A 26,599-nucleotide genomic window follows, 5' to 3' on the forward strand; every position below is an offset into this window, starting at 1 on the left:
AATACAGGGGTGAATATACTTTAAATAGCCCCTTGGAGGCGTTCAGTAGGCTTTTGCTTGTGATGAATTATTTGAAAAATGTTCAAAACTATTTTTAGAAAATTCAAATATGTATTTTTAATCATAAAAGTTAAAAACATTAAATTAAGGCCTAAATACATTCCTTTGGTCGTAATGTTGTTTTTTGTTATTGCTATGTATGTGTAATCTTGCTAATTAAGTAGAGTATAAAGCTCGGTTTTGCGGATTTAGTCAATTCAAGAGAGGGAAGTCTATGGCAATAAACTTATTAGAAATAGGTGCACAGACGGAACAGCTGGGCGCGTGTAGGCTCTCTTTGTTGATGGGGGTTTATACGGATGATAATAAAATTGCCGATTTTTTGAAGTTTGCCCGCAGTATTTTAGGCATGGAAAGCGGCATTTTGGCATTTAAAAATGAACCCTATATTTGGTATGGTTCTGATGATGGTGTAAAAGCTTTTTTAGCGGACTCAAATGAGCAATTAGAACGGTTTTTTGAAGAAGAAAATTGTCTCATTGATCAGCAACATGCGTGCTATCCTGCGTTTTCTCAATATGTGCATAGCTTAGGGGTTGCACATCAGCGACTGGTTGCCTTTCATTTAAGGGATGAACAACAAAGCATTGGTACAGTTTTATTATTTGATGACCACACAATAGAATATACCCGCAAGCAATTGGAAATCGTGGCTGAATTTGTGCAAAGCCTACTGAGCGTATTAAAACTAAGAATTGAAAACGCTGAATTAAAAGAAATGTATGAGCAACAATCAGCATTGAATTTTAGTAAAACCAAGTTTTTTCAAATTATTGCGCATGATTTACGAGCACCCTTTCATGGATTGTTAGGTTTTTCTGAAGTGCTGGCGCAAGAGCGTGATAGCTTAGATGAATCCAGTATTCAAAATATTGCTGATTATTTATGTGATACAGCCCAATCGACCTATAACTTGCTGGAAAGTTTGCTCAATTGGGCCATGGCAGAAGGTGGGCGTTTTGAATACCACCCAATTAATTTCGATTTAAATCAGTCTGCCAAAATTGTCTGCAGTGTTTTAAATAGTTTGGCTGTGAAAAAAAATATTCAGCTCTTAAATGAAATCCCTATAGGGCTGAAGGTGAATGCCGACATTAATATGATTACCTCGGTTGTGCAAAACTTGGTTTCGAATGCATTGAAGTTCACCAATACTGATGGCTTTGGAAAAGTGATTTTACGTGCAGAAGAGCGAGATGAATTTATTCGTTTCACCGTTCAAGACACGGGTTTAGGGATGACTCAAAACCAAATTGCCAATATATTTGAACAACAGATCAAAGTGAGTATTAAAGGTACAGCGGGAGAACAAGGCACAGGTTTGGGCTTGGTTTTGTGTAAGCGCTTTGTCGACTTAAACCATGGTTCAATCAGCGCACATTCTAAAGAAGGAGAAGGCACCCTTTTTGTGGTTAATTTGCCAAAGGCCACCAGTGCACATCAAGTTTTAAATGTAGAGCATACGTCTAAAGTGATTGCTGAAGTAAAATTATAATTGAGGCTAAATTAACGCTAAATTTTTCCCCATTTGCCATGTGCAACTGATATAACTAGAAAAAAATAGGCTTATGGGTTAACAAATGAATGTGGAACAATTGCAGAAGACCTTACGTGCTAGCCAATATGCAGAGCAAGTGTTGGGAATCCATCGCAATTTAATAGAACAAGATTATGCAATTGACCAATTTTTATTGCCTTTAAGCACCGAAAAAATACAAGAATTTGTTGAAGTTGCACTGTGCGAAATTCAAGATGAACAAGTATGGATGCGGGAAATGCGTATTTTACGTGCGCGTTTAATGTTTCGCTGGATTTGGCAAGATGCCAACAAACTCACTGATGTCATTACCCTGACCCGAGAGCTTTCAGACTTTGCTGATATTGCCATTTGTATGGCGAAAAAATTTGCTTATGCGCCGTTAGTGGCAAAGCATGGTGAGCCAATTGGATATAACGGCAAGCTTCAAGATTTGATTGTGATTGCTATGGGCAAGCTGGGTGCTCAAGAACTAAATTTATCCAGTGATATCGACCTCATTTTTGCTTTTGATGAGCAAGGCGAAACCAATGGTCGTAAGTGTGTTGATGTACAGCAATTTTGTATTTTGTGGGGACAAAAACTGATTTATTTGCTGGATCAAATTACTGCAGATGGTTTTGTTTTTCGCGTAGATATGCGTTTACGTCCTTGGGGGGATGGCTCTGCCTTGGCCATTAGTCATGTGGCCTTAGAAAAATATTTAAGCCAGCATGGGCGCGAGTGGGAGCGTTATGCGTGGATCAAAGCGCGTATTGTGACTGGGGGGCAAGAAGGTGACGAATTACTGGAGATGACTCGACCTTTTGTATTCCGTAAATATGTGGATTACACCGCTTTTGAAGCCATGCGTGAAATGAAAGGTATGATTGAGCGCGAGGTGCTACGCCGTAATATTGAAGATGATATCAAGCTGGGTGCTGGTGGTATCCGTGAAGTTGAGTTTATCGTACAAGTTTTTCAGCTGATTTACGGTGGTTCAAAATTAGAATTACAAGACCGTCAGTGTTTGGTGAGTTTACATCATTTAGGTGAGGTCGGATTACTCGATATAACCGCAGTGCAAGAATTAGAAGATGCATATCTTTTTTTACGCCGAATTGAACATGCAATTCAGGCCTTAAATGATCAGCAAACGCAGTCTTTGCCACATGAAGATGAGCCTCGTCAGCGTATTTTGGATACCTTGGGTTATGCAACTTGGGAGGGCTTCTTACGCGTACTCAACAGCAAACGTGCGCGGGTGATTTATCAATTTGAGCATTTGATTAAAGAAAAAGAACCCGATCCATTGGTTGAAAGTTTTGCGCAGCTGGAAAAGCAGTTGAATGATGTATTGGATGATAATGCTAAAAATTTGGTTCATGAGTTTTGGCATGGACATGCTTTAAAAAAACTGCCTGCTAAAGCGGTACAACGATTAAAAACATTCTGGCCTCATTTGGTCGAGGCGGTGATTCAGTCAGATAATCCGCAGGTTGCTTTACAGCGACTGATGCCATTGGTTGAATCAGTTATGCGCCGTACGGTGTATTTGGTGATGTTGATTGAGAGTAAGGGTGCATTACAACGCTTGGTGAAAATGGCTACAGTGAGCCCGTGGATATGTGAAGAATTGACGCATTATCCAGTACTGTTGGATGAGTTCTTATCTATGGACTTTGAACTTCCGAAGCGCAAAGATTTAGAAGATTCTCTTCGTCAGCAGTTATTACGTATTGAACTAGACGATGTTGAAGATTTAATGCGTGTACTGCGCTTATTTAAAAAATCCAATGTACTCACCGTTGCTGCCAGTGATGTGTTGGCAGAAAGCCCATTGATGAAAGTGTCTGATGCCTTAACCGATATTGCGGAAGTTTCAGTCGAAGCGACCTTGAATTTGGCTTATCAAATTGTGGCTAAAAAACATGGATATCCAGTGGATGCAGAGGGTCAGCGCTGTGCTCTAGACCATATTGCATTTGCTGTTGCTGGTTATGGCAAACTTGGTGGCATTGAGCTGGGTTATGGCTCAGACCTAGACTTAGTGTTTATTCATTATATGGATGAGCAAGCTGATACCGATGGCTTGAAACCGATTAGTGGCTTTGAGTTTGCAATGCGTGTTGCACAGAAGTTTATGTCTTTGATGACCACGCAAACCTTAGATGGTCGGGTCTATGAAATTGATACCCGTTTAAGACCTTCAGGTGAGGCAGGTTTGCTGGTGACCAGCTTAAAGGCATTTGAACAATATCAGTTTAAGAGCGCATGGGTGTGGGAGCATCAAGCATTGGTACGTGCGCGTTCGATTGCGGGTGAGCCTTCATTGCGTCAAAAATTTGAGCAACTACGTTGTCAGATTTTGACCCTACCACGTGATGAGCAAAACGTACGTGCTGAAGTTTTAAAAATGCGTCAAAAAATGAAAGACCATTTAGGTTCTTCTAAAGAACAACAAAAAGATGGAATTTTTCATTTAAAACAAGACGCAGGAGGTATCGTTGATATCGAATTTATGGCACAGTATGTGGTATTAGCATGGAGTGGAACGAATTCTGATCTCGCTCACTACTCCGACAATGTAAGAATCCTTGAAGACGCCGCAAAAGCAAGTCGCTTATCCAGCGACGATGCGACAGCATTGATTCAAGCTTATCTTCGCGAACGCGCCGAGAGCCACCGTTTAGCCCTTGCAAATCAATCAATGCAAGTGAATGCGACGGACTGGCACGATACCCGAGAGGTCGTTTGCAAGTTATGGCAAAGATTAATCGATCCGAGTGCAATGTTTGCCTTGGATAAAAATGACTGTGTATAAAAATTTGGAGTTTAGGTCATGAATTTGGCTGATCGTGATGGTTTTATTTGGCAAGATGGACAATTAGTTGATTGGCGTGAGGCGAAAACTCACGTATTAACACATACATTACATTACAGTATGGGTGTGTTTGAGGGTGTCCGTGCTTACGAAACTCCGAATGGAACGGCGATTTTTCGTTTAAAAGAACACACTAAGCGTCTACTAAATTCTGCGAAAATTTATCAACTTAAAGTTCCGTTTGATCAGGCAACACTAGAACAAGCGCAAATTGATGTGGTTCGTGAAAATAAACTGGCATCTTGCTACTTGCGTCCAATTATCTTTATTGGTTCGGAAAAACTAGGTATTGCGGCAACTGACAACACAATTCATGCTGTAGTCGCTGCATGGAGCTGGGGTGCTTACCTTGGTGAAGAAGCGATGGCGAAAGGCATCCGCGTTAAAACTTCATCATTTACCCACCACCATCCTAACGTGACGATGTGTAAAGCGAAAGCATCTGGTAACTACACATTGTCTATTCTTGCACACCAAGAAGTGGCGCATTCAGGCTATGACGAAGCAATGTTACTTGACCCACAAGGCTATGTTTGCCAAGGTTCTGGCGAAAACGTATTCTTGGTACGTGATGGTGTGATTCATACTCCTGATATCGCTGGTGGTGCATTAGACGGTATTACGCGTCAAACCATCATTACCATTGCTAAAGACCTTGGTTTTGAAGTGGTTGAACGCCGTATTACCCGTGACGAGTTCTACATTGCAGATGAAGCGTTCTTCACAGGTACTGCTGCGGAAGTAACGCCAATCCGTGAATACGATGACCGTCAAATCGGTGAAGGCCGCCGCGGTCCGATCACAGAGCAAATTCAAACTGCATTCTTCAATGCGGTTCAGGGCAAAGACCCTAAATATGCGCACTGGTTAACTTACGTAAAATAAGCTGATCGGTTAAGATGAAAAGGCGGAACAGATGTTCCGCCTTTTTTATATGGTCTGGAAATATTGCAGGTGCTGGATGTCATTTGAATCGACTATGCGCAGGTTTAAATTGCGTATGAAAAAAAGAATGTATAAATTCGATAAAAAACGCTGGCTTAATGAAAATAAGCAAGATCTGCAGGCATTTGAAGACAAACTGCTGCACAGTATGCCGGAGACTTTGGCTCTGGTTGCGCAGGGGAAATCACTGGCCCGTTTTGGTGACGGCGAAATCACCTTAATGGATGGCGATGACATTGATTTTCAGGCTGCAGATCCTGAGTTGGCGCGGGAACTGGAAGTCATTTTAAATAATCAGGATGAAAACCTGACGGTTTGTTTGCCTACCATGCTGAAAGCCTGCAATGATTATGAAGTGAATTGGTGGCTGAAATTTTGGTATGTGCGCTGGAAAGACCTGCAGCCGAAATTAAATACTGAACGCGCTTATGGGCATTCGATGGTGACGCGGCCAGATTATTTCATTATGTATCCGGAGCAGGCTGCGCTTTCTTGGAAAGCCATTTGGAATCAGCGTGAGATTATGCTGATTACTGGAGAAGGCTCACGTTTGAATTTAGAACATGCGCTGTTTGATAATGCTCGATCCAGACAAGTGATTTATTCCAAAGCGGTGAATGCATATGCGGATGTGCCGCGGCTGCTGTCTGAAGTGCGCCAGAGCGCAGCGCCGGGCAGCCTGGTGCTGATTGCGCTTGGCCCTACCGGGACGGTCTTGGCGAAAAGGCTGTCGGATTTAGGCTATCAGGCCTTGGATATTGGGCATATCACCAGCTCTTATGATGAGGCTGCTGCGGAATTAAATCGAGCATAAAGATGATCAGCAGATGCTGCTGCATTTCAGTTGAGGCATAGATGCATATTGTATATATCAGTGACGGCAAAGCAGGCCACCGGTCTCAGGCGCTGGGTTTGTTTAATGCGCTGCAGCGCCAAACCGATGCGGCGCTGAGTTTTCAGGAAATCGCTATTCATGATTTGCCGTTTGTTCAGCTGGTCAGCGCGGTATTTAAAAAACAGCATCCTTTAGTTGCCCGGGAACCGGCATTGATTATCGGTGTCGGCAGCCATACGCAGCTCAGGGTGCTGCTGCTTGGCAAGGTTTATTCTCAAGCTAAAACAGCTATTTTGATGAAGCCGAATTTCCCATTCAGCTGGTTTAATCATGTGATTATTCCTGCACATGATGGCGTTGCAGAAACTGGCAACGTGATACTTAGTCAAGGTGCATTAAACCCGATAGTGAATGAACAGCGTCATGTGCAAAACCGTATTCTGATTGCTTTGGGCGGTTCATCAAAACGTCATCAGTGGAATGCTGAAAAAGTATTAAATGCAATTCAAAATATCGTAACTCATAATGCACAAGCCGAGATTATTTTAACGACTTCACGTCGTACACCAGCCGAGTTTTTGGCTGAATTGGAACGGCAGGATTATGCGTCTAAATTGCACATTTTTCCTGTAGAGCAGACACCGCTAGGCTGGATTTTTGAAGAAATGCAAAAAGCTGAGGCTGTTTGGGTTACAGAAGATAGCGTTTCCATGATTTATGAGGCGCTAACTGCTGGGTGTAAAGTTGGTGTGATTTCGATGGATCGATTAAAAGCGGATCGAATTGTGAAATCTGTAGATACCTTGTTAGATAAAAAAATTGTTTCTGCACGGTTTAATCTTAAAGAGCTCACTGAGGCTGTTGCTTTTGAAGAAGCTTCGATCGTCGCGCAGAAGCTTTTAGCATAGGACAATAACGAGAAATAGTTCATATACAGAATTTCAATGGCTTAGCGTAGAAAAGCAATCACTAAGCTACTGTTGTCAAAACCGCTTTATGCTATGCTTTTAAACTGAATATTAGAATATGCCGAATAGGCAGATAGCAGATTGTTTTTGAGTGATTTATGAAAATCTTACATATCGCGAATTTTGGATTTAATAAACAGGGTGCACATTTTTATTGCACTGACCGTAAAATTTCCGCTGGTTTAATTGAAAACGGACACTTTGTTTATGATTTCAGTTTCCGCGATATGGCGCGTATGGGCACGATTTTTAAAACGAAAAAACTCGGTGCGAATTGGGCCAATAAAGAAATTTTAAAGATCGTGAATAATATTGAGCCCGATCTCGTATTGGTGGGTCACAGTGACTTGATGAGTCCGACTGTGCTACGCGATATCAAACAGCAATTTCCTCAAACTAAAATTGCTTTTTGGTATGTCGATCCACTGTACTTAGAGCAGAAGTTAGGTTTTGTTCGTGAGTTTTCGCCATATTTAGATGCCATTTTCTGTACTACAGGTGGCGAATACCTGAAAAAATTAAAGCAACCACATTTAAAAACTGCTTATATGCCGAACGTCGGTCATCGCAATGTTGAAGTATTAAAACAATTTGAATCTACGCGCATTGATAAAGAATTTATCTTCTGTGGCGTGGTGTATAAAGAACCAGTCCGTGAGAAATTCTTAAAAGATTTGGCAGATACCTTAACTCAAAACAGTATTCAATATCAGTATTATGGCTGTTTTGAGCAACCGGGCGTATATGGCAAAGGCTATTATAAAGTGCTGTCAGAATCGCGTATGGGTCTCAATTATTCACGTAAAAACGACGTGACCTTATACAGTTCAGACCGAATTGTGCAGCTCACAGGCAATGGCTTATTAACATTTAGCCCGCGTATTCCAGGCTTCGATCAGCTCTATACAGAGCAAGAAGTGGTTTATTTTGATGACCAACATGATTTGGCGGCAAAAATTAAGCACTATGCCGGACATCCTGATGAAGCGAAGAAAATTGCAGAAGCAGGCTGGAATAAAACCCGTAGTAGTTTTAATGCAAAACGTATTACCCAGTTTATGATTGAAGTTACTTTTGATCAGCCGTTGTCTGAAGCTTATGAATGGTCACACGAGGTATATGCTTAATGTGGATTCTTTATGTGTTGGCGGGCTTAGTGCTACTGGCCACCGTACTCTATGTATTGGGTAACTACACTTTTTGGTTGCCACCATTACGTACTGCACATATTCCGCGTGTGGTGATGCTACATCAAGTCACGCCAAATGCAGAGGCTTCGGGTATGAATATGCCTCCTGCTAAGTTCGAGCAGTTGCTACAGTATTTAGTCAGTAAGAATGCCAAATTCTGCTTTGTCTCTGAAATTGATCAGTATGAAGGACAAAAAGATGTGTTTGCACTGTCCTTTGATGATGGCTTTTTAGATAACTACGAATATGCCTATCCGTTACTAAAAAAATATAAGGCCAAAGCGACAATTTATTTGGCTACACAAATTGAAGGTATTGAAAAGTTAAGCCCTGAGCAGATCCGAGAAATGTCAGATTCAGGCGTGATTGAATTTGGCGCACATACCCAGCACCATGTAAATTTGCTGAAACTGTCAGATGAACAGGCATTTGCAGAAATGCACGCATCTAAAAAAGATGTGGAAGCAATTGTTGGTAAATGTCCAAGCTTTGCGTATCCATTTGGCCGTTTTAATGAAAAGCATCAGCAAATGGCCAAAGAAATCGGCTTTAAAAATGCGGTGTCTACACGTAAAAAAGTGGAACACATCAGCACGGCGAACCAATTTAATATTCCGCGCGTAAGTACACATGGCGCAATGAATGTCTTACAAATGCGTATTGCCTTAGCGAAAGGACGTTATAAATTATGATTCCATGCAGTGTTTATATCGTAACTTTAAACTGCGGTCCTTGGCTGCAGGACACCTTGCAGAGCGTGCAAGATTTTTCAGAAGTGATTATTTTAGACTCTGGCAGTACCGATGATACCTATGCAATTGCGCAGTCTTTTGCCAATACGCGTATTTCACATCAAGACTGGCAGGGTTATGCTGCGCAAAAAAGCTTGGCTTTGGCGCAATGCAAAAATGACTGGGTGCTGAATTTAGATGGTGATGAAGTTCTATCGAAAGAATTAAAAGCCGAAATTGAACAGACCATTCAAGCCAATCAAATTGATGCGCTGATTACCCCGATTAATGATGTGTTCTTAGGGGTGCCGAACAGCAAGCATACGAAAAAACATGCCAAAGTACGTTTTTTCCGTAAAAGCAAAGGCCAATATGACCTGGAAAATAAAGTCCACGAAAATGTAATTGTGGATGGTCAAAGTGTCAAAGCGGAAGGCGATATTTATCACTACGGAGAATCGAGTATTTTTGTCAAAGTAGAAAAAAATAATCAGTACTCAAACTTAAAAGCAGCGGAAAAATTCCAAAAGGGCAAAAAGCCGAGTTTGTTAAAATTAAGTTTGGTCATGCCGGTAACTTTCTTAAAGTCCTACTTTATCCGTCGTAGTTGCTTGAATGGCTGGCGCGGTTTCGTAAACAGCATGATTAATGCTTTTTATGCCTTTTTAAAAGAGGCAAAGCTTTTTGAGCAGCATCAAAATGCAGCCAAGAAAAAACAGGATCAACCGTGAAAATTGTACAAGTTCTAGCAACCAGTGGCGGTATAGGCGGTTTGGAGCAGCATAGCTTCAACTTAGTCAATGAAATGTCGCTACAGCATGAAGTGCATATTTTGGCGCATCCGTGTTATGCCGATAAATTCAATGAAAAGGTTCATTTTCATCCGGTGAATTTTGCTCGCAGTCGCTGGAATATATTTTTGCTGTGGCAACTCAAAAGCCTGATTAATCAAATTCAGCCGGATATTGTGCATGCGCAGGCGGGTAAAGCTGCTGAGCTGATGACTAAAATTCGTGGCTGGCTTAAGCCAGTCAAGTTTGTTACGACAGTTCATGGCACCAAAAAAAATAAAGCCATTTATGCTGCTGGTGATGCGGTCATTGCAGTCAGCCAAGCGCTTACACAAGGTATCCCCGCGCATAAAGCGCATATTGTGTATAACGGTGTATATCCACAGCCTGCGCTATCAGAACAACAGAAAGACCAGCTAAAAGCCGATATTTATGCAGCGTATCCGGTCATGGATAGATCCAAAAAGCTGGTGATGTGCATTGGACGTTTGGAGCCAGTTAAAAATATCAGTTTGTTGATTGAGGCAATGCAGGGGATTGATGCTAACTTATGGATTGTGGGGGATGGTTCTTTACGGACGTCTTTAGAGGCGCAAGTTCAGCAGCAAAATATGCAGTCTCAAGTTGCCTTTCTTGGCTTTCGTACAGATGCACGTGACTTAATCCAGCTAGCGGATACTGTGGTGTTGTCCTCAGACCGAGAAGGTTTTCCATTGGTCATGGTGGAAGCGCTACAAGCGGATAAAACGATGGCATCGACCAAAGTGAATGGTGTGATTGAGTGGTTGCCTGCGCCATATTTGGCGGAGATTGGCAATGCTGAGCAGTTAAATGTCTCAATTCAGCAGGCGCTGTCAAATGTCGCCGATCAAGAATTTTCGCCTTTATTTGCAAAGGCAAAAGCAGAACTCACAGTTGAAGCCATGACACAGCAAACCCTGAAAATTTACAAGGATTTGCTGCACTCAGCATAAGTATTTACTTTTTAGCTGTTAAGCGAATCGCATCGAGTACTACAAAGTCGCCTTCAGCATTGATGGTATGACAGCCATCATCTTGTGGATTCCAATCTGGTAGAACCACTTCTAAGAGTTCTTCTTTGTAAGTGGTTGGGCTGAGTTCTACAATATGTTTAAGCTCAATATTGCCGCCGTAACGTTTTAGTGAATCTTGGCTTGGGCGCACCAGTTTGCCATCATAGCTAAATGGTTTTCCAGCCATGCGGAATTGTTGAAGGCCTTTACAGACAGGGTTTTGTGGATGCTCTTGCCAGTTTGGATTTAAAAGATCTTTAGTCATAAAAAGATCTAAACGGTCTCCAAATTTTTTGCAATTTCGACGGGTTGAGGTAAATAAATACCACATGCCATTATGTAAAAATGGCGTCGTATCTACAGCCTCTATACCTTCTAGCAAATTGCTATGTTTTTCCCATCTTAAAGGGAAGTCTGTGCATTTCCAAAGCTCAACAGTTTTATTGGCGCTGGTTTCTGGAATCATATACCAGTCATTTTCAATTTTAAAAATACATGGATAAGACAGGTGATAGTCCAGTTTCAGAATGGTTTGTGGCTCGGTATAAGCGCCGTCTTTAAATATTTCCAGAACTGATAAAAAACCGACAGGATGGATATCGTCGACTTCTTCAAAGAAAATGAAATGACGGTCATTATGTTGCGCATAAAAACAATCAGCAAACGTAAATTTGCGCGGTGAGTGGATTTCAAAAAGTTCATTTAATTGCTGTTGGCTCTTGAGCGGGGCATTCAGCCAGCCAAATCGCATGTACCAATGAGAATCAAAATTTTTAGCATGCTGCTTCTGTTGAAATTTATACCATTTTTTTAAAATTGTGCGCATCATAAAGCTGTGTAAAGACATAATACTATTTATCTAATTCTACATTAGGTATGATACGCGATGAAAAAAAGTGGTTCATTTTATGAAAAAATTTATAGTAAGTATTGAAGAAGAAAACTCTCCTCGTCTGAAAAAGCTATTCAGTCAACCCTATTTCAAAAATGACGCGCATGACTGGATTAAAATTGGAATTAAAGGTGCGGAGCTGTCTGCAAAAAAATATTTTGAATTAGGTGTTAAAGGGAGATCTAGACCACTTTCTCCGAGCATGGTCGGATGTACGTTGTCTCACTTGGAGGCATTAAAGGTATTTTTGCAATCGGATGATGAATTTGCGTTGATTCTTGAAGATGATGCAATTTTACCTGATGACTTTGATGTAGTTTTATTGGAACAGGAATTAAAGCAAGCGAATCTAGCACCTCAATTTTTATTTAGTATCGGGGGCATTCAAATGAAAGAATGTCGTAAGGTACGAGGCGAAGTAAAGCCCTTTACATTACATAAAGCGATTGTATTACAGGTCAATGCAGATTTTTATCATCGAATTTGTTATACGGTTTCTTATATTGTCGATCGTTCAATGGCGAAGGCATTAATTGAATATCATCAAAAGCTGCGTGCGGCTGATGATTGGCGTTATATTCCAGACTTATATCCGAATTCACGCATTTATATGGCATTTATTGTGGATCATCCTATATTAGAATCGAATGTAGCGGTTCAAGATTTTAGTACAATTGAATCTGAGCGGGGAAATTTTAGCGATGTATCCGTCAGTAAGTACGGTTCAAGTTTACGTTATAATATAGCTAAATTTTTTAATAAAAAATATCCTTTATAAGTTAATAAATTACAGATTATTTAGTGTTCAGTTGATTTAAGCGGTAAAACGAGGGGGACTTGGTTTAGGTATGAAAAATTTGATTGTTGTTCGCTGTGGTGATAATTCTTTACATGAAAAATGGATATCATCAGAGGCAAATTACGATGTAGTAATCAGTTATTTTGGAAATGAGCCTAAATTTGATTTAGAAAATTTACGCCATTTTCATTCTTATAAAGGATCTAAATGGGAGGGGCTGAACGATTTCTTTCAAACTAATGATTTTTGGCGTGAATATGATGCAATTTGGCTTCCAGATGATGATATAGATACCGACGTTCAAAGTCTAAATAAATTTTTTGAGCTGTTCCATGAATATCAATTTGATATTGCACAACCATCGCTTGATGAAAGGAGTTATTTTTCTTGGGCGATTCTGTTGAAAAATAAAAATTTTAAATACCGTAAAACTAACTTTGTAGAAGTAATGATTCCTTGTTTTAACAAAGCAACATTTAATAAGATTTTTCATACTTTTTCAGAAAATAAATCTGGATGGGGGTTAGATTTTTTATGGCCACAAATTCTCGGTGAGCAAGCAAATATAGCAGTGATTGATGAAGTGGCAGTATTTCACACGCGACCTGTGGGTTCTGCTGGTTCAGGAATGGGTAAAAAAAATCTTTCGAAAAAATCATGGTTTACTAAGAATACTGTTCTTAGTCCATTGGAAGAGTTAAAGATTATTTCGAAGAAATATAATTTGGTTCAAAAAGAGAGATGCTTAAGTGGTATTGATATGAGTGGGAAATATCTTGATGCGGCGCAAGTAGAATTTAAACAATTATATTTGGCTGGATGTGATTTGCGACTATTAGAAAAATTAGAGATCAACTTTGCTTTAGAAAATTTAGAGTGTAAAAAATGAATATACTAATAGTCGGATGTGGTTTTACTGGGGCTGTAATTGGACGTAAGCTTGCAGAACAGGGTCATCAAATTAAAATTATCGATCAGCGTAGACATATTGGCGGAAATTGTTACACAGAGCGTGACGTAAAAACAGGAATTATGGAGCATGTTTATGGCCCACATATTTTTCATACTGATGATGAAGAAGTATGGAATTATGTAAATCAGCATGGATCTTTTAAGCCATTTATTAATCGTGTGAAATCAATTGTTGGCGGTCAAGTTTTCTCATTGCCCATTAATCTGCACACAATCAATCAATTTTATAAAAAAACGTTTTCGCCAATTGAGGCGAAAGCATTTATAGAATCAATTGGCGATTCGAATATTGAAAATCCGAAAAATTTTGAAGAACAAGCTTTAAGATTTATAGGTCCAGATTTATATGATGCATTTTTTAAAGGGTACACATTAAAACAGTGGGGGATTCATCCGACTCAGTTGCCTGCAAGTATTTTAAAAAGGCTGCCTGTTCGTTTTAATTATGATGATAATTATTTTTCACATAAATATCAGGGTATGCCAGAGCATGGCTATACAGAGATTTTCAAATCTATATTGAATCATACAAAAATTGAGGTTGAATTGGATTGTGAGTTTCAGCGCGCTATGATTGTTGAATATGATCATATAATTTGGACTGGTAAATTAGATCAATGGTTTAACTACTCTGAAGGAAAGTTAAGTTACAGAACTTTGAGATTTGAAAAAAATTATGCTGAAGGTGACTATCAAGGTAATGCTGTGATTAATTATGGCGATGAGTCGGTGCCATTTACAAGAATTTCTGAGCATAAACATTTTTCGCCTTGGGAAAAACATGATCAGACAATTTATTTTAAAGAATACAGTTCTGAATGTGGAGATAATGATATTCCTTATTATCCAGTAAGATTGGCGAATGATAAAGAAATTTTAGATAGATATCTGGCTATGGCCCAAGCTGAAAAAAATGTAACTTTTGCTGGAAGGTTGGGGACATATAGTTATATGGATATGGATGTAACAATTCGTCAGGCAATGAATATTGCAGAAGAGTTATTAAATAATTTTAGTAAATAATTGATAAGTTAAAAATATCTTACTTTTTTATAACCCGATTAGCCCAAATTTGTTAAGGAGTGAAAAGTTGAAAATTGTCCATACTCTATATTTTACTGAATTTGCGGGTACAGAAAAGGTTTGCGTAGATTTGTGTAATACTATGAGCCAAAATAATGAGGTATTTCTATTAGCTAATCTTTACGATTTTCAAGGTAACAAAATTACTAATTATATTGAAAATACTGTGAATTTTATTGATATTGAAACTAATAAAAATCGTCATAATATTTTCTATTTATATAAAATTGCCAAAATTTTAAAAAATATCAATCCTGATGTGATTCATTGTCATAATACAAAGATGCTTGAAATTATGAAATATTGTCAGATATTTCTCTCCAAAAAAATTCCTTTGGTATTTACGAAGCATAATTGGTTTGTTAAGAAGCGTATGAAATATGCGGATATCTGCGTGGGTATTTCACCAGAAACACTGAAACTTTGTAATGCGAAAAAAAATATTTTGATAGAAAATGGTATTAAGTTTCAAAATCCTACAAAAATTCTAAACAATGATGTTTTTAATATTGTTGGCGTGGGAAGACTAGAAGAACATAAAAATTGGCAGTTGGCCATTACAGCTTTAAGTCAGGTCGATTTTGATTATCGCTTATATATTTTGGGACAAGGTATTTATGAGCAAGAACTTAAAGACTTAATTGAGAAATTAAATGTAGCAGATAAAGTTAAATTAGTTGGCTTTGTAAATAATCCTTGGGATTATATTTGTAGCTCAGATTTGCAAATTTTACCTTCAAGATTAGAGGGCTTTTCATTAGCACTCATTGAAGGCATTTATTATGGAAAAATGGTCTTTGCATTAGATACGGCGAATCATCGTGAAGTATTAGGTGATGATTTTATTATTGAAGATGATGCAGAAAAGCTGACTCAAACATTGAATCAAGTTTATTTAAACTATGATGAATTCAATGAAAAGTTTTCAAAAGTGAAAGCTGAATCAGCCCGTTTTGATATTAATAACGTTGCGCAAAAATATATTGATGCATATAAAAGTGTATCGGATCAAAAAGTACAGGCCGCTTAACAGTTTATTATTTTCGCTAAATAGCCCCTTTGGCTCATTGCAGAAGGGGCTGATGTATAGAATGTGTGTTCAAGGCTTATTCAATAAGAAATGCTTAAAAAAGCTTATGTGAATGATCTAGGCTTAGATGGGCATAAGCTAAAACAATAATTATTCTTTATCCGCATTACCCTTTAATACCATATAGATCAGCGCGACAAAAATAGCAAAAGCGCCAGCCAAACTACTGACACAAAAAATCACAATACGGTTATAGGTTGTTAAATTAAATAATTGGTTATCCACGATGTAGCGCATGAAAATCCATTGCACGATTGAAAATACAATTAACACAATTGCACGACGGCGAACTTCAGGACGCATAGCCATAGGGAGATACACAGCAACAATCTAAGAGATTGCTATTATGCCACTGTTGAAAATTGATCTCAATTGAATAAAACTAATCCACACTATGCCAAAACAATAGCGCCAAACTTGCATCGAATTTACATGGTTTTCTTATTGTACATATTGATATCACCCAAACAGTTTCTAAAGCGTTTATAGGACCAAATATACTGTGCTGGTGCTTGATTGATCATCTCCTGCATTGCAAGATTTAGGCTCGTTACAGAGTGCTGTAAATCATGAGCGTTGATGTCTTCAGGTAGGTACTGACAGTGAATATCAAAACTTTTCAAGTCGGGATTGCGAATACAGCTTAAGCCGATAACCTTGCATTGTGTTTTGGCTGCCAGCTTAGAAACGAGCGTGATGGATAAGGTCTTTTGTCCAAAAAAATCAGCGTAAATGCCACCAGAAGGCTTGGGTAAATGATCGGGTAAAATTACAGTTAATCCACCTTGCTTTAAATGTTTAAAAATAGCACGTATACCAGTTTCATCTGTAGGCACTAAAGTTGCGTTAAATTTTTCTCTTGCCTCTAATAGATAGCGATTTATACCTTTATTTTTATTGGGTTTATACATAATCATCGGTTTGGTATGTACATTTAACCATGCGTTGAGCAATTCCCAGCAGCCAAAGTGCGGAACGACGACAATGACACCTTTTTTAGTCGCCAGTGCTTCGGTTAAAACGCTCTCTCCATGGATGTGTTTGATTAAGCCTAGACTATAGCTTGGTGGCATGCCCCAGCACTTAATAAATTCAATATAAGTCAGGCATTGGCTTTGCACACTTTCTTTCGTCAACTGCTGTTGTAATGTCGGAGATAATTCGGGATAGGCCAGTTGAATATTAATTGCAGTAATGCGTTTGATGGATGAATTGGAATAATAAAGAAATAATGCAATGACAGTGGCTAGAGTTTGTAGTAGTCCTAAAGGCAGGGCAGAGATGATTTTAAAAATGAAATACATCAGGTCGTCGATCTCAAAAAGTAGAGCAAGCGGATGAAAATAATTTTGCTAAGAGAGGACTGGTTGTATTCAAGAATGAAAATGATCAGAAGCTTTAAAACAAAATAAAATGATTCATGAAAAATTGAGGGTTTCAATTTTGCATGATTAGGCTTGGCATCATAACGTAGAGATGTACATTTAGAATTAGCAAAGTAAACCAAATTTTCGGTTTTATGATGTGTGAGTCGATCTTAAATTTATAATATTGAATAAAAAAAACCCTGCACTTGGCAGGGTTTCTTCATTCCTTCTTGGCATTTCTTCCAAAGGGAGAAAAAGAAGGATTTAAAAAATTATTTAGCTTCTTCTGCTTTTGGTTTTTCGCGTAAACGAATACCAAGATCGCGTAGTTGATTTGTTTCAACTGGCGCAGGTGCTTGAGTTAGAGGACATTCCGCAGTTTTAGTTTTCGGGAATGCAATCACGTCACGGATTGAAGATGCACCAGTCATCAACATCACTAAACGGTCAAGACCGAATGCTAAACCGCCGTGAGGAGGCGCACCGAATTTCAACGCGTTAAGCAAGAAGCTGAATTTCTCTTCTGCTTCTTCTTCACCAATGCCAAGCGCTTCAAAGATCGCTTTTTGCATTTCTAGGTTGAAGATACGAAGTGAACCGCCGCCAATTTCAGTACCGTTCAATACCATATCGTAAGCAACAGACAATGCAGCACCTGGGTTGTTCTTCACTTCTTCAACGCTTGATTTTGGAAGCGTGAATGGGTGGTGAACAGACGTCCATTTGCCGTCATCAGTTTCTTCGAACATAGGGAAGTCAACAACCCAAAGTGGAGCCCACTCGCAAGTTGCCATCTTCATGTCGTGGCCGACTTTAATACGTAAAGCGCCCATTGCATCATTTACAACTTTTGCTTTGTCCGCACCAAAGAATACGATATCGCCATTTTCAGCACCAACGCGTTTTAATAGATCAAGTACGATTGGCTCGATAAATTTAACGATTGGAGATTGAAGACCTTCGATACCTTTTTCAAGATCGTTGACTTTGATGTAAGCCAAACCTTTCGCACCGTAGATACCCACGAATTTAGTGTATTCGTCGATTTGGCTACGTGGAAGCGCGCCAGCACCTGGTACGCGAAGCGCAACAATACGGCCTTTAGGATCTTTAGCAGGACCTGCGAATACTTTGAATTCAACGTCTTGCATCATGTCTGCAACGTCAACCAATTTCAAAGGAATACGCATATCTGGTTTGTCAGATGCATAGTCGCGCATTGCGTCTGCATAAGTCATGCGAGGGAATTTGTCGAATTCAACGTTTAGAAGTTCTTTGAACATCTTAACTGTTAAACGTTCCATTAAATCCATGATGTCATCGTCACTCATGAACGATGTTTCAACGTCGATTTGTGTGAATTCAGGCTGACGGTCAGCACGTAAGTCTTCATCACGGAAACATTTAGCAATTTGGTAGTAACGATCGATACCGCCAACCATCAACAACTGTTTGAACAATTGTGGAGATTGTGGAAGCGCGTAGAAGCTACCGTTAGAAACACGACTTGGTACTAAATAGTCACGTGCACCTTCAGGAGTAGCACGAGTCAAAATAGGCGTTTCAACGTCTAAGAAACCATTGTCTTCGAAGTAGTTACGAATGAGGTTGGTTAATTTAGAACGGAAACGTAAGCGATCTAACATTTCTGGACGACGGATGTCCAAGAAACGGTATTTCAAACGTACTTCTTCAGAAATATTGGTATTTTCGTCATTCAATGGGAATGGCGGTGTTTCAGAAGCAGCAAGCACTTCGATTTCTTTACCAAGAACTTCGATTTGACCGCTGGTAATATTTGCGTTTTCAGTGCCTTCGTAACGACGACGTACGCGACCTGTAATTTTTAAAACAAATTCTGAACGTGATTTGTCCGCAGTTGCGAATGCTTCAGGAGTATCTGGGTCAATAACCACTTGAACAAGACCATCACGGTCACGCATGTCAAGGAAGATTACACCACCGTGGTCACGGCGACGGTGAACCCAACCGCATAATGTTACGGTTTGGTCAATTTGAGCTTCGGTTAAAGAACCGCAGTAATGAGTTCGCATCATAGCGTTAGAAATCCAACTATATGGGTTAAGGTCAGCGAATACGTAAACAGCGTACCGCTTTTATTCGAAACAGCGATTATGCCTCTTTTTGACCATTTTGTCACAAGGGCTTAGCTTTAAAACCGTAAAATTTCCCTGCATTGATCATTTTAAATCGTGCTTATTCAACTGAGGGCTTAAAAATATTTGTTGTCGATTTAAGGATGACAAAAATAAGGCTACCGATGGTAAACACAGCTAAAAATGCGCGAAAAAAATAATTAATCGATTTACCAATATAAGTATAGAGATCATGAACAAAAGCATCAGAATAGACGCTTTCTGCAAAATATAGATAGCTGAGAAAGCCTGCAAGCAAGGACAGTAGCCCTAGAGCGTAGACATAAACTTTAGTCCATCGATTGACGATTACGCTACTACGGTGGTTTAGGTGATGGCGGTAAATCATCCATGCTAAAACAGGTAGCGCTAATATAGACAAGCCAATTTGTAAAACACGGTGTAGCGGATAGCTGTGACCAAAGAGCTGAATAGGCTGCAGTAAAATATTTTTAAAGGCAAAGGTGCGAAAGTCGACATGGGTTAGGCCATCCCAAAGGATGTGTGTGGATGTGCCGATAATAATGGCAATGATGAGGCTTAGAATAAAACCACAGCATTGATTGAGGCCGTGTAGATTGAGAGATTTATGTAGACCAAAAAAAGCAAACAGCATCGGTCGGTAAAATGCATACCACAGCAAGCAAAACATTAAGCCCAAGAGAAGATTAGGCACAATGAGCCCCGACCATTGATGTGATCCATCATAATTGGCATTGGTAAATAAGCGAAATAAATCCGGCACCATACAGCCAATGGCTAAGGCGGCAATGGGCAAACGACCACCGCTTAATTTAGAGAGGGGCGGTGCTAAGACAGCATGCGAAATGGTAAAGGGCATAATTTAAAATATAATTATTTAAAATAAATCAAAAGACTAATGCGTCAAAGTATAGCTGAGAGCTCAGCTTAGAAATGTTTTTTATTGAAAAAATATTGAAATGTTATAATATAACAAAACAAAGCCATCTACCTGAGCTGCCAGCATGCTATTCAAGAAGAAATTAATCAGCGTATCTATTTTTGCCTCTATGGCACCGTTTGCATTTGCAGATGAAGTTTTAACCCAATCTAAGCAGGGGGCCGTACAACAACTCGATACCATTCATGTACAAGCCCATCCCCTAGAACAATCAGCTGCCGATTTTGCAGTTGCTGATCATATTGTCAGTCAGAAAAAATTAGCTGAACGTGGTACAACCATTGGTGATGCTTTGGCTGATGAACTTGGTGTGTATTCAAACCAATACGGTTCAGGCTCTAGCCGTCCAGTGATTCGCGGGCAAGATGGCCCACGTGTAAAAGTATTACAGCATGCTTCTGAAACCGCAGATGTTTCTGCACTTTCACCAGATCATGCAGTCACGGTTGATCCAATTTTGGCAAAACAAGTAGAAATCATTCGAGGCCCATCAACTTTACTGTATAGCGCAGGCACGGTGGGTGGTTTAGTGAATGTCACTGATCAAAAAATCCCAACGCAAATGCCTGATAAAGGCTACGAAGGTCAAGTTGGTCTCCGCTATAACTCAGGTAGTGATGAAAAGCTGGCGAGTGCTGGGGTCACTGCTGCATTGGGTGATCAATTTGCGATTCGTGTAGAAGGCTCAAAACGTAAAGCCAATAATTATATCGCGCCAGATTATGTACATGAGCACAGCCATGAACATGATTTGGGCAATGGTCAGCATGAAACCCACACTGAGTTTGTAAAAGAACGCCGTGTTGATAACACTTTTGCCGAAGGCCAAACCGTAAATATTGGCGGATCATGGATTCATGATCGCGGTTTTGTCGGGCTGTCTTATAGTAATCGTGAAGATCAGTATGGTTTGCCTGGGCATAGTCATGAATATGAAAACTGCCATCCGCATGGTGATGCGTTGGACTGTGACGCACATGGTGCAGGTGGTCATACGCATGACCACGATGAAGAAGAGCACGGTGGGCCTTGGGTTGACTTAAAATCTGAGCGTTATGATTTACGTACGGAATTGTCTGAACCATTTGCAGGATTTCAAAAGCTTCGTGCACATGCGAGTTATACCGACTATAAGCATGATGAGTTAGAAGAAAGTGAAGTATTAACCACCTTTAAAAGTAAAGGCTATGATGCACGCTTAGAGTTGGTACATAACCCGATTGCCGATTGGGAAGGGGTTATTGGTACTCAATATAACCGCCAAAAGCTGAATATTTCAGGCGAAGAATCCTTGATGAATCCGAGTACCACAGAAAAGTGGAGCTTATTTGGTTTAGAGCATAAGCAGTTTGGTGATTTCCACGTGGAACTGGGTTTACGTGCCGATCAGCAAAAAATTGATATTGATTCGACACAAAAAGACTTTAGCGATTATGCAATTTCGTACTCAGGTGCAGTCAACTGGGAATTTGCACCAGACTATAAACTATCCTTTGTGGCATCACATCAAGAACGTTTGCCTTTGGCGCAAGAGCTGTATGCCAATGGCAAACACTTTGCAACTAATACCTATGAACGTGGCAATGAAAATCTGGGTGTAGAAAAGTCGAATAATGTTGAATTGGGCTTACATTACGAAGCTGATAAGTTGGACTACCATGTACATGTATATCACAACTGGTATGACAGCTATATTTATGCAGCAACAACGGCGACATACGACAACTTCCGCTTAGTGGACTATACCCAAGACAAAGCGAAATTTTATGGTGTAGAGGCGGAAACAGGTTATCAACTGAGTGATCTGTATAAAGTCAGCTTATTTGGTGATTATGTACGAGGTAAAATTGATGGCGCCAATGCACCGCGCGTACCTTCAGGCCGTTTAGGGACTAAAGTGGATGCAAAATTCACGGATCAGTGGTCAGGTTTAGCAGAGTATTATCATGTGTTTAAGCAAGATAAATTTGCAGACTTTGAGCAAGAGACGCAAGGCTATAATATGGTGAACCTAGGCGTATCGTATGCAGGACAATATGCCAAAGACAACGATTATCGTGTGTATTTTAAAGCCAATAACCTGTTAGATGATCAAGTTTATTCACATGCATCGTATTTATCGACCATTCCACAAGTTGGCCGTAACTTTAGCGTAGGCGTAGAGTTCGGCTTTTAAATGAGTTGCAATCATGAGTGCGCAATAGCTCTTTGATTGCATACAATCACAGAAATCCGCTTGAAAAATCAATGGATAATACCTAGTCTGAGTATATTGGACTAGGTTTTTTATTATGCGTATTTTTGAGCGAATCCACCGTAAACTCAATTGGTCTACACGTCGATATGTGGGGCTGGTTGTAGGGTTATTGGCGCTAGGCTATTTATCTTCCGCTGTATATCACATGTATAAGCCTTTACCAGAAGGGCTGGATTACACGGGTAAATTACGTCATGCAAATGTGGAATTTTTGGTTGATCAAACTTATCTCGATACAACAGGTCAGCAACATGTAGATCAGCAAATTTTCAAGCAAATGCTTCAATTGATTGAGCAGGCGCAAAGCACGATTGTGATTGATATGTTCTTGTTTAATCAGCAAGTAGGCGATTCTAAAGTACAGCATCAAGCGCTTATGCAACAATTGACGAATGCTCTTATTGAGAAGCGTAAATACAATCCTAATCTCGAAATTAAGTTAATCACTGATCCAATCAATACCGTTTACGGTGGTGTGTATTCTGAGCAATACCATGACTTGCGCCAAGTTGGGATTGATGTGATTGAAACCGATTTAAGTCCATTGCGTGCATCTAATCCAACGTGGTCTGGCATTTGGTATTTATGTTGTCAGGGAATGGGAAATAACACGGAATCAGGCTGGTTGCCGAATCCATTTGGCAATGAAAAAATCACTTTGCGTAGCTACTTTGAGCTTCTAAATTTTAAAGCCAATCATCGTAAAACTATGGTGGTGGACACGGTTGATGGTTGGAAAGCCTTAGTTAGTTCCATGAATCCACATGATGGAAGCTCACGCCATTCAAATGTGGCATTGTTAGTTCAAGGCAAAACCGCACTGGATGTGCTGCAGACAGAACAAGCTGTTGGTGCAATGTCGAAAGCCAATTTGCCGGCAGTGATTACGGGCGAATTTGAAGAGGCGAAAACATTACCGCAAGTTCAAGTGCTGACTGAAGGTGCGATTTATCAGGCGGTACTTGACTCGATTAAAAGTAGTCAAAAGGCTGGCGTAGAAATCGACATCGCAATGTTTTATTTATCTGAGCGTCAGATTATTCAGCAGTTAATTGCAGCACATCAACGCGGTGTAAAAATCCGAGTACTCTTAGATCCAAATAAAGATGCGTTTGGCCGTACTAAAAATGGTATTCCTAACCGGCCAGTGGCGGCTGAGCTGAACAATGCGGGTATTGATGTGCGTTGGTGCAATACCCAAGGCGAGCAGTGCCACAGTAAAATGCTGTTAAAACGTGATATGTATACGACTCAATTGATTTTAGGTTCGGCAAATTTCACTGCGCGCAATTTAAAAAACTATAATTTGGAAACAGATTTAAATGTTATTGGTGGGCGTGATGCTCAGGTATTTACACAAGCCAATCAGTATTTTAATCGTGCATGGTCAAATTTAGATGGCCGTCAAATGAGTGTGCCATATCGTCAATATGCTGATGAATCTAAACTGAAATATGCCTTATACCGTTTTATGGAATGGAGCGGGTTATCTACTTTTTAGAATTGTATTAATCTCCTTCAATCCCTCTTTTCAAAAGAGGGACTTTCCTCCCTTTTTAAAGGGAGGTTAGGAGGGATTTAATCAGTTTTAATTCTTCGGTTCTGGATTTGGTGGTACTAAGGTATCTAAATCCTTATCCGTCATATTATCCAATTCATGCAAATCAGTTTTGATTTTCCACTTGGTTTCATCTTCTACAGGTTGTGGCAAGCGTGCCTCAAGCCAGTCACAGACCACATCGGGTGGAAAGTCGTCATGATTACATTGAATGACCCATGCTAAAAATTGTTTAGCTTCACCATTCATATAGGGTGGTGGTGATACCGGTAAAAACTGAGTCGGTAAGCGTTCATTTTTAGAAATATAGTTCAACACATGGCCAAGCTCTTGTACGGTTTGCCATGCCAAGGGATGATCGACATTAATTTGAAATTTAAACCACCATGCACTTTTACCATCTGTACCATAAGAGTCAATATGGTTTTGTTGCACACTCGGAACTTTACAGAAGAATTGATAAAGTCGGTCAAAACTTAATTCAGACACAGCTTTGGATCCACAACGAAATAAAAAGAATATTAGCATATTCCACTGTAATGAATGCTCATTCAATCTTATTCATGCTTATCTACGGCATTGCAAAAAATCCCTGCAGTGTTCATTTTTTCTCCTAAAAATGCTTTTATAATGAATGCACATATAGAGGAGGAGCATCTTGTGAGAACAGCATTATTTGCATTAAGTCTAACAGCTGGATTACTCAGTGCGAGTCCGTTGACCTTTGCTGAAAATCAATGGGCAAACTATCAGGGTGTTCCGAGTGCGCAGCAAAACAGACCTATGCCACCGCATAATGGTTATCAGCAACAGGGGCACCGTCCTAACTATCCACAACAGCCTAATGTTCAGCATTATCCGCAGTATCCAAACAATTCACAGCATCGTCCGCCCATTTACCCAAATCAACCGCGTCCGCCACAGCACCGTCCACCAATTCAAAATGGTATTAGTATCCAGTACCAAGCACCCACAACAATTATTCAAAATTCGCAAAGTTATAGTTGGGTCAATGGTGATCCTGCTACGGCCAGTATTTCGAGTTCCACTTATCGTGTGATTTCAGATTGGCACCGACTAGGTTTGCCTGCACCACCAACAGGTATGTTTTGGATCTTTGAAAATGGTCGTTATGTCTTAGCATCGAATTGATCAGGTTTTATCAGATATCCCGAACCCTCACTTCACGTCACTTTTAAAGCAGTGCTTTAAAGCTTGCTCAGGTGAGGACGGGCACTATCAGAGTCTATGCGAGTTCATCATCTTCTGGGCGTGGGGTTTTGCCTTCAGGTAGTGGTTTTTCGGTGTGTTTATCACGAATAACCGATGGATATGTCCAAGATGCATAGCGCACGACCAAAATGGCAAAGGCTAAAATTAAAATAGACCCCGTAATAATCACCAAATCCATACTGGCTTTGTGCGTGTGTTGGATGTCAGCAATTAATAATCGTGTCAGTGCTGTAATGGCAATATAAATTAGAAAACGTACGGGCATGTGATTGGTTTTAAAGTATATCCCCACCATTGCACCCAGTTCTAAGTAAATAAACAGCAAGAGAATATCGTCAATAGTCGCGAATTTTTTTACGGTGAGTATTTCAAAAACCGTATGTCCAGCAGACCAAATCACCATACAGCCAATAATAAATAAAGCAATGTAGTGAAAGCTTTCTACGGCAAGATTGCCTAAACGATCGAGGAGGGATTCAAGTTTTATAATTCGTGGGTCGCGGTGGCTCATGGCTTATCCTCCTATATAAAGTGTTAAATTTCATTAAATAACAAGCAAGTTTCATGCACATGAAACAGCGAAATTAGATTTTTTTTTAAATAAATCGGCTGAATTTTAATGTTATGTTGTTCGGGTAATATTTCGTCTGAGAAAAATAGAATGTATTTACCGACTCATTTTCAGCAGGAAGATTTAACGGAGCTATTTGACTGTATTGAAGCGCATCCATTAGCCAGTGTGATGGTGGTTCATGAAGGGGAAATTGAGGCCAATCATATTCCGCTGGAACTGGATCGTTCAGCTGGCAAAAAGGGCATGCTTCGTGGACATATTGCCAAAGCAAATCCGCTGTTTAACTTACTGGAACATGAGCGATCAGCTTATGTTATTTTTCATGCAGATCAGGCATATATTTCGCCAAATTGGTACGAAGGAAAACAAGAACATCACCGCGTCGTGCCGACATGGAATTATCGTGTAGTCCATGTTAAAGGCAAGATACGTAAAATTGCAGATGAAAAATATTTACGTGGAATTTTGGCTCGTTTAACTTGTACTCATGAAGCGACGCAACCTGTGCCATGGAAAATGGGTGATGCACCGAATGATTTTATTGCTGAACAGTTAGAGAAAATTGTGGCGATTGAAATCGAAATAGACTCAATTGTGGGTAAGTTTAAAGTGAGTCAAAACCGTAGCGCTGTAGATGCGATAAATGTAGCGAAAGCATTGGAAAATTCGAATCCTGAAATAGCGCAGTCAGTGCGGCAGTATCATCCATCAGAGAAATAAAAAAAGCCCGAATATTCAGGCT

24 protein-coding genes are annotated in these 26,599 nt (G+C 39.8%); 17 read left to right on the forward strand and 7 right to left on the reverse strand.

From position 1 onward, the window contains the following. Nucleotides 1–274: 274 nt before the first annotated feature. The 9 genes from DYI81_RS07680 (at nt 275) to DYI81_RS07720 (ending at nt 10,894) form a co-directional block, all read left to right on the forward strand. On the forward strand, nt 275–1,555 hold the full coding sequence (locus tag DYI81_RS07680; protein WP_117007197.1) for a HAMP domain-containing sensor histidine kinase: 1,281 nt from the start codon (nt 275–277) through the stop codon (nt 1,553–1,555). Nucleotides 1,556–1,640: 85 nt separating this feature from the next. Next, nucleotides 1,641–4,400 (forward strand): bifunctional [glutamate--ammonia ligase]-adenylyl-L-tyrosine phosphorylase/[glutamate--ammonia-ligase] adenylyltransferase, encoded by a 2,760-nt coding sequence (gene glnE / locus DYI81_RS07685; protein WP_117007198.1) that lies wholly within the window; start codon nt 1,641–1,643, stop codon nt 4,398–4,400. An 18-nt stretch (nt 4,401–4,418) separates the two neighbouring features. Next, on the forward strand, nt 4,419–5,345 hold the full coding sequence (locus DYI81_RS07690) for a branched-chain amino acid transaminase (protein ID WP_117007199.1): 927 nt from the start codon (nt 4,419–4,421) through the stop codon (nt 5,343–5,345). 76 nt (nt 5,346–5,421) lie between these two features. Further along, complete coding sequence (locus DYI81_RS07695; protein WP_171356328.1) at nt 5,422–6,219, forward strand: GT-D fold domain-containing glycosyltransferase; 798 nt, start codon at nt 5,422–5,424, stop codon at nt 6,217–6,219. Between the two features lie 41 nt (nt 6,220–6,260). Next, nucleotides 6,261–7,148, forward strand: a complete 888-nt coding sequence (locus tag DYI81_RS07700; protein WP_117007201.1) for an ELM1/GtrOC1 family putative glycosyltransferase — start codon at nt 6,261–6,263, stop codon at nt 7,146–7,148. A 158-nt stretch (nt 7,149–7,306) separates the two neighbouring features. Continuing rightward, entirely contained in the window at nt 7,307–8,335 is a 1,029-nt protein-coding gene (locus DYI81_RS07705) for a glycosyltransferase (RefSeq protein WP_106984631.1), read from the forward strand. Next, a complete protein-coding gene (locus DYI81_RS07710) occupies nt 8,335–9,090 on the forward strand; it encodes a polysaccharide deacetylase family protein (RefSeq protein WP_117007202.1) in 756 nt (251 codons plus the stop codon). The genes DYI81_RS07705 and DYI81_RS07710 overlap by 1 nt, the downstream gene beginning before the upstream one ends. After that, nucleotides 9,087–9,860 carry a glycosyltransferase family 2 protein gene (locus DYI81_RS07715; protein WP_106984633.1) on the forward strand — a complete coding sequence of 258 codons (774 nt, stop codon included), beginning with the start codon at nt 9,087–9,089 and terminating at the stop codon, nt 9,858–9,860. Before DYI81_RS07710 ends, DYI81_RS07715 begins: the two co-directional genes overlap by 4 nt. Beyond that, complete coding sequence (locus DYI81_RS07720) at nt 9,857–10,894, forward strand: glycosyltransferase (protein WP_117007203.1); 1,038 nt, start codon at nt 9,857–9,859, stop codon at nt 10,892–10,894. The genes DYI81_RS07715 and DYI81_RS07720 overlap by 4 nt, the downstream gene beginning before the upstream one ends. A 4-nt stretch (nt 10,895–10,898) precedes the next feature. On the opposite strand, the gene DYI81_RS07725 is transcribed toward DYI81_RS07720, so the two are convergent. Beyond that, nucleotides 10,899–11,783 carry a hypothetical protein gene (locus DYI81_RS07725; protein ID WP_117007233.1) on the reverse strand — a complete coding sequence of 295 codons (885 nt, stop codon included), beginning with the start codon at nt 11,781–11,783 and terminating at the stop codon, nt 10,899–10,901. 79 nt (nt 11,784–11,862) lie between these two features. On the opposite strand from DYI81_RS07725, the gene DYI81_RS07730 reads away from it, so the two are divergent. The 4 genes from DYI81_RS07730 to DYI81_RS07745 all read left to right on the forward strand — a co-directional run bounded on the left by DYI81_RS07730 (nt 11,863) and on the right by DYI81_RS07745 (nt 15,730). Then, nucleotides 11,863–12,624, forward strand: a complete 762-nt coding sequence (locus DYI81_RS07730; RefSeq protein WP_117007204.1) for a glycosyltransferase family 25 protein — start codon at nt 11,863–11,865, stop codon at nt 12,622–12,624. A 70-nt stretch (nt 12,625–12,694) separates the two neighbouring features. Next, a complete protein-coding gene (locus DYI81_RS07735; protein WP_117007205.1) occupies nt 12,695–13,534 on the forward strand; it encodes a DUF707 domain-containing protein in 840 nt (279 codons plus the stop codon). Next, nucleotides 13,531–14,640 (forward strand): UDP-galactopyranose mutase, encoded by a 1,110-nt coding sequence (gene glf, locus DYI81_RS07740; RefSeq protein ID WP_117007206.1) that lies wholly within the window; start codon nt 13,531–13,533, stop codon nt 14,638–14,640. Before DYI81_RS07735 ends, glf begins: the two co-directional genes overlap by 4 nt. Before the next feature lie 67 nt (nt 14,641–14,707). After that, the gene (locus DYI81_RS07745) at nt 14,708–15,730 is read left to right on the forward strand and encodes a glycosyltransferase (protein ID WP_117007207.1); all 1,023 of its coding nucleotides are present in this window, start codon (nt 14,708–14,710) and stop codon (nt 15,728–15,730) included. Between the two features lie 150 nt (nt 15,731–15,880). On the opposite strand, the gene DYI81_RS07750 is transcribed toward DYI81_RS07745, so the two are convergent. From DYI81_RS07750 to DYI81_RS07765, 4 genes are all read right to left on the reverse strand, one after another. Next, nucleotides 15,881–16,099, reverse strand: a complete 219-nt coding sequence (locus DYI81_RS07750) for a hypothetical protein (RefSeq protein ID WP_106984637.1) — start codon at nt 16,097–16,099, stop codon at nt 15,881–15,883. A gap of 119 nt (nt 16,100–16,218) precedes the next feature. Then, nucleotides 16,219–17,094, reverse strand: coding sequence for a lysophospholipid acyltransferase family protein (locus DYI81_RS07755; RefSeq protein WP_117007208.1), 876 nt, complete (start codon nt 17,092–17,094; stop codon nt 16,219–16,221). A gap of 335 nt (nt 17,095–17,429) precedes the next feature. Beyond that, entirely contained in the window at nt 17,430–19,214 is a 1,785-nt protein-coding gene (gene aspS / locus DYI81_RS07760) for an aspartate--tRNA ligase (RefSeq protein ID WP_106984639.1), read from the reverse strand. 160 nt (nt 19,215–19,374) lie between these two features. Next, nucleotides 19,375–20,154 (reverse strand): DUF4184 family protein, encoded by a 780-nt coding sequence (locus tag DYI81_RS07765; protein ID WP_106984640.1) that lies wholly within the window; start codon nt 20,152–20,154, stop codon nt 19,375–19,377. Nucleotides 20,155–20,299: 145 nt separating this feature from the next. Here DYI81_RS07765 and znuD point away from each other — a divergent pair, with 145 nt between their 5' ends. Further along, a complete protein-coding gene (znuD, locus tag DYI81_RS07770) occupies nt 20,300–22,411 on the forward strand; it encodes a zinc piracy TonB-dependent receptor ZnuD (RefSeq protein ID WP_117007209.1) in 2,112 nt (703 codons plus the stop codon). Between the two features lie 115 nt (nt 22,412–22,526). Next, nucleotides 22,527–23,993, forward strand: coding sequence for a phospholipase D family protein (locus DYI81_RS07775; RefSeq protein ID WP_117007210.1), 1,467 nt, complete (start codon nt 22,527–22,529; stop codon nt 23,991–23,993). A gap of 87 nt (nt 23,994–24,080) precedes the next feature. Here DYI81_RS07775 and DYI81_RS07780 read toward each other — a convergent pair whose 3' ends face one another. Then, the gene (locus tag DYI81_RS07780) at nt 24,081–24,539 is read right to left on the reverse strand and encodes a hypothetical protein (RefSeq protein WP_117007211.1); all 459 of its coding nucleotides are present in this window, start codon (nt 24,537–24,539) and stop codon (nt 24,081–24,083) included. A 171-nt stretch (nt 24,540–24,710) separates the two neighbouring features. On the opposite strand from DYI81_RS07780, the gene DYI81_RS07785 reads away from it, so the two are divergent. Then, the gene (locus tag DYI81_RS07785) at nt 24,711–25,202 is read left to right on the forward strand and encodes an RcnB family protein (protein ID WP_227865854.1); all 492 of its coding nucleotides are present in this window, start codon (nt 24,711–24,713) and stop codon (nt 25,200–25,202) included. A 94-nt stretch (nt 25,203–25,296) separates the two neighbouring features. On the opposite strand, the gene DYI81_RS07790 is transcribed toward DYI81_RS07785, so the two are convergent. Next, nucleotides 25,297–25,794: a phosphate-starvation-inducible PsiE family protein gene (locus DYI81_RS07790; RefSeq protein ID WP_106984644.1), complete on the reverse strand. Its 498-nt coding sequence runs from the start codon at nt 25,792–25,794 to the stop codon at nt 25,297–25,299. 150 nt (nt 25,795–25,944) lie between these two features. Here DYI81_RS07790 and DYI81_RS07795 point away from each other — a divergent pair, with 150 nt between their 5' ends. Then, a complete protein-coding gene (locus tag DYI81_RS07795; protein WP_117007212.1) occupies nt 25,945–26,577 on the forward strand; it encodes an FMN-binding negative transcriptional regulator in 633 nt (210 codons plus the stop codon). The last annotated feature ends 22 nt before the right edge of the window (nt 26,578–26,599 follow it).

The sequence above is a fragment of the Acinetobacter sp. SWAC5 genome (genome assembly GCF_003419885.1).
In the GTDB taxonomy this organism is placed as follows: domain Bacteria; phylum Pseudomonadota; class Gammaproteobacteria; order Pseudomonadales; family Moraxellaceae; genus Acinetobacter; species Acinetobacter cumulans.

Bases quoted from the DNA above. Each gene is read 5' to 3' on its own strand.
- DYI81_RS07680 (WP_117007197.1), top strand. From the start codon at position 275: ATGGCAATAAACTTATTAGAAATAGGTGCACAGACGGAACAGCTGGGC.
- glnE (WP_117007198.1), top strand. From the start codon at position 1,641: ATGAATGTGGAACAATTGCAGAAGACCTTACGTGCTAGCCAATATGCA.
- DYI81_RS07690 (WP_117007199.1), top strand. From the start codon at position 4,419: ATGAATTTGGCTGATCGTGATGGTTTTATTTGGCAAGATGGACAATTA.
- DYI81_RS07695 (WP_171356328.1), top strand. From the start codon at position 5,422: ATGTCATTTGAATCGACTATGCGCAGGTTTAAATTGCGTATGAAAAAA.
- DYI81_RS07700 (WP_117007201.1), top strand. From the start codon at position 6,261: ATGCATATTGTATATATCAGTGACGGCAAAGCAGGCCACCGGTCTCAG.
- DYI81_RS07705 (WP_106984631.1), top strand. From the start codon at position 7,307: ATGAAAATCTTACATATCGCGAATTTTGGATTTAATAAACAGGGTGCA.
- DYI81_RS07710 (WP_117007202.1), top strand. From the start codon at position 8,335: ATGTGGATTCTTTATGTGTTGGCGGGCTTAGTGCTACTGGCCACCGTA.
- DYI81_RS07715 (WP_106984633.1), top strand. From the start codon at position 9,087: ATGATTCCATGCAGTGTTTATATCGTAACTTTAAACTGCGGTCCTTGG.
- DYI81_RS07725 (WP_117007233.1), bottom strand. From the start codon at position 11,783: ATGATGCGCACAATTTTAAAAAAATGGTATAAATTTCAACAGAAGCAG.
- DYI81_RS07730 (WP_117007204.1), top strand. From the start codon at position 11,863: ATGAAAAAATTTATAGTAAGTATTGAAGAAGAAAACTCTCCTCGTCTG.
- DYI81_RS07735 (WP_117007205.1), top strand. From the start codon at position 12,695: ATGAAAAATTTGATTGTTGTTCGCTGTGGTGATAATTCTTTACATGAA.
- glf (WP_117007206.1), top strand. From the start codon at position 13,531: ATGAATATACTAATAGTCGGATGTGGTTTTACTGGGGCTGTAATTGGA.
- DYI81_RS07750 (WP_106984637.1), bottom strand. From the start codon at position 16,099: ATGGCTATGCGTCCTGAAGTTCGCCGTCGTGCAATTGTGTTAATTGTA.
- DYI81_RS07755 (WP_117007208.1), bottom strand. From the start codon at position 17,094: ATGTATTTCATTTTTAAAATCATCTCTGCCCTGCCTTTAGGACTACTA.
- aspS (WP_106984639.1), bottom strand. From the start codon at position 19,214: ATGATGCGAACTCATTACTGCGGTTCTTTAACCGAAGCTCAAATTGAC.
- DYI81_RS07765 (WP_106984640.1), bottom strand. From the start codon at position 20,154: ATGCCCTTTACCATTTCGCATGCTGTCTTAGCACCGCCCCTCTCTAAA.
- znuD (WP_117007209.1), top strand. From the start codon at position 20,300: ATGCTATTCAAGAAGAAATTAATCAGCGTATCTATTTTTGCCTCTATG.
- DYI81_RS07775 (WP_117007210.1), top strand. From the start codon at position 22,527: ATGCGTATTTTTGAGCGAATCCACCGTAAACTCAATTGGTCTACACGT.
- DYI81_RS07790 (WP_106984644.1), bottom strand. From the start codon at position 25,794: ATGAGCCACCGCGACCCACGAATTATAAAACTTGAATCCCTCCTCGAT.
- DYI81_RS07795 (WP_117007212.1), top strand. From the start codon at position 25,945: ATGTATTTACCGACTCATTTTCAGCAGGAAGATTTAACGGAGCTATTT.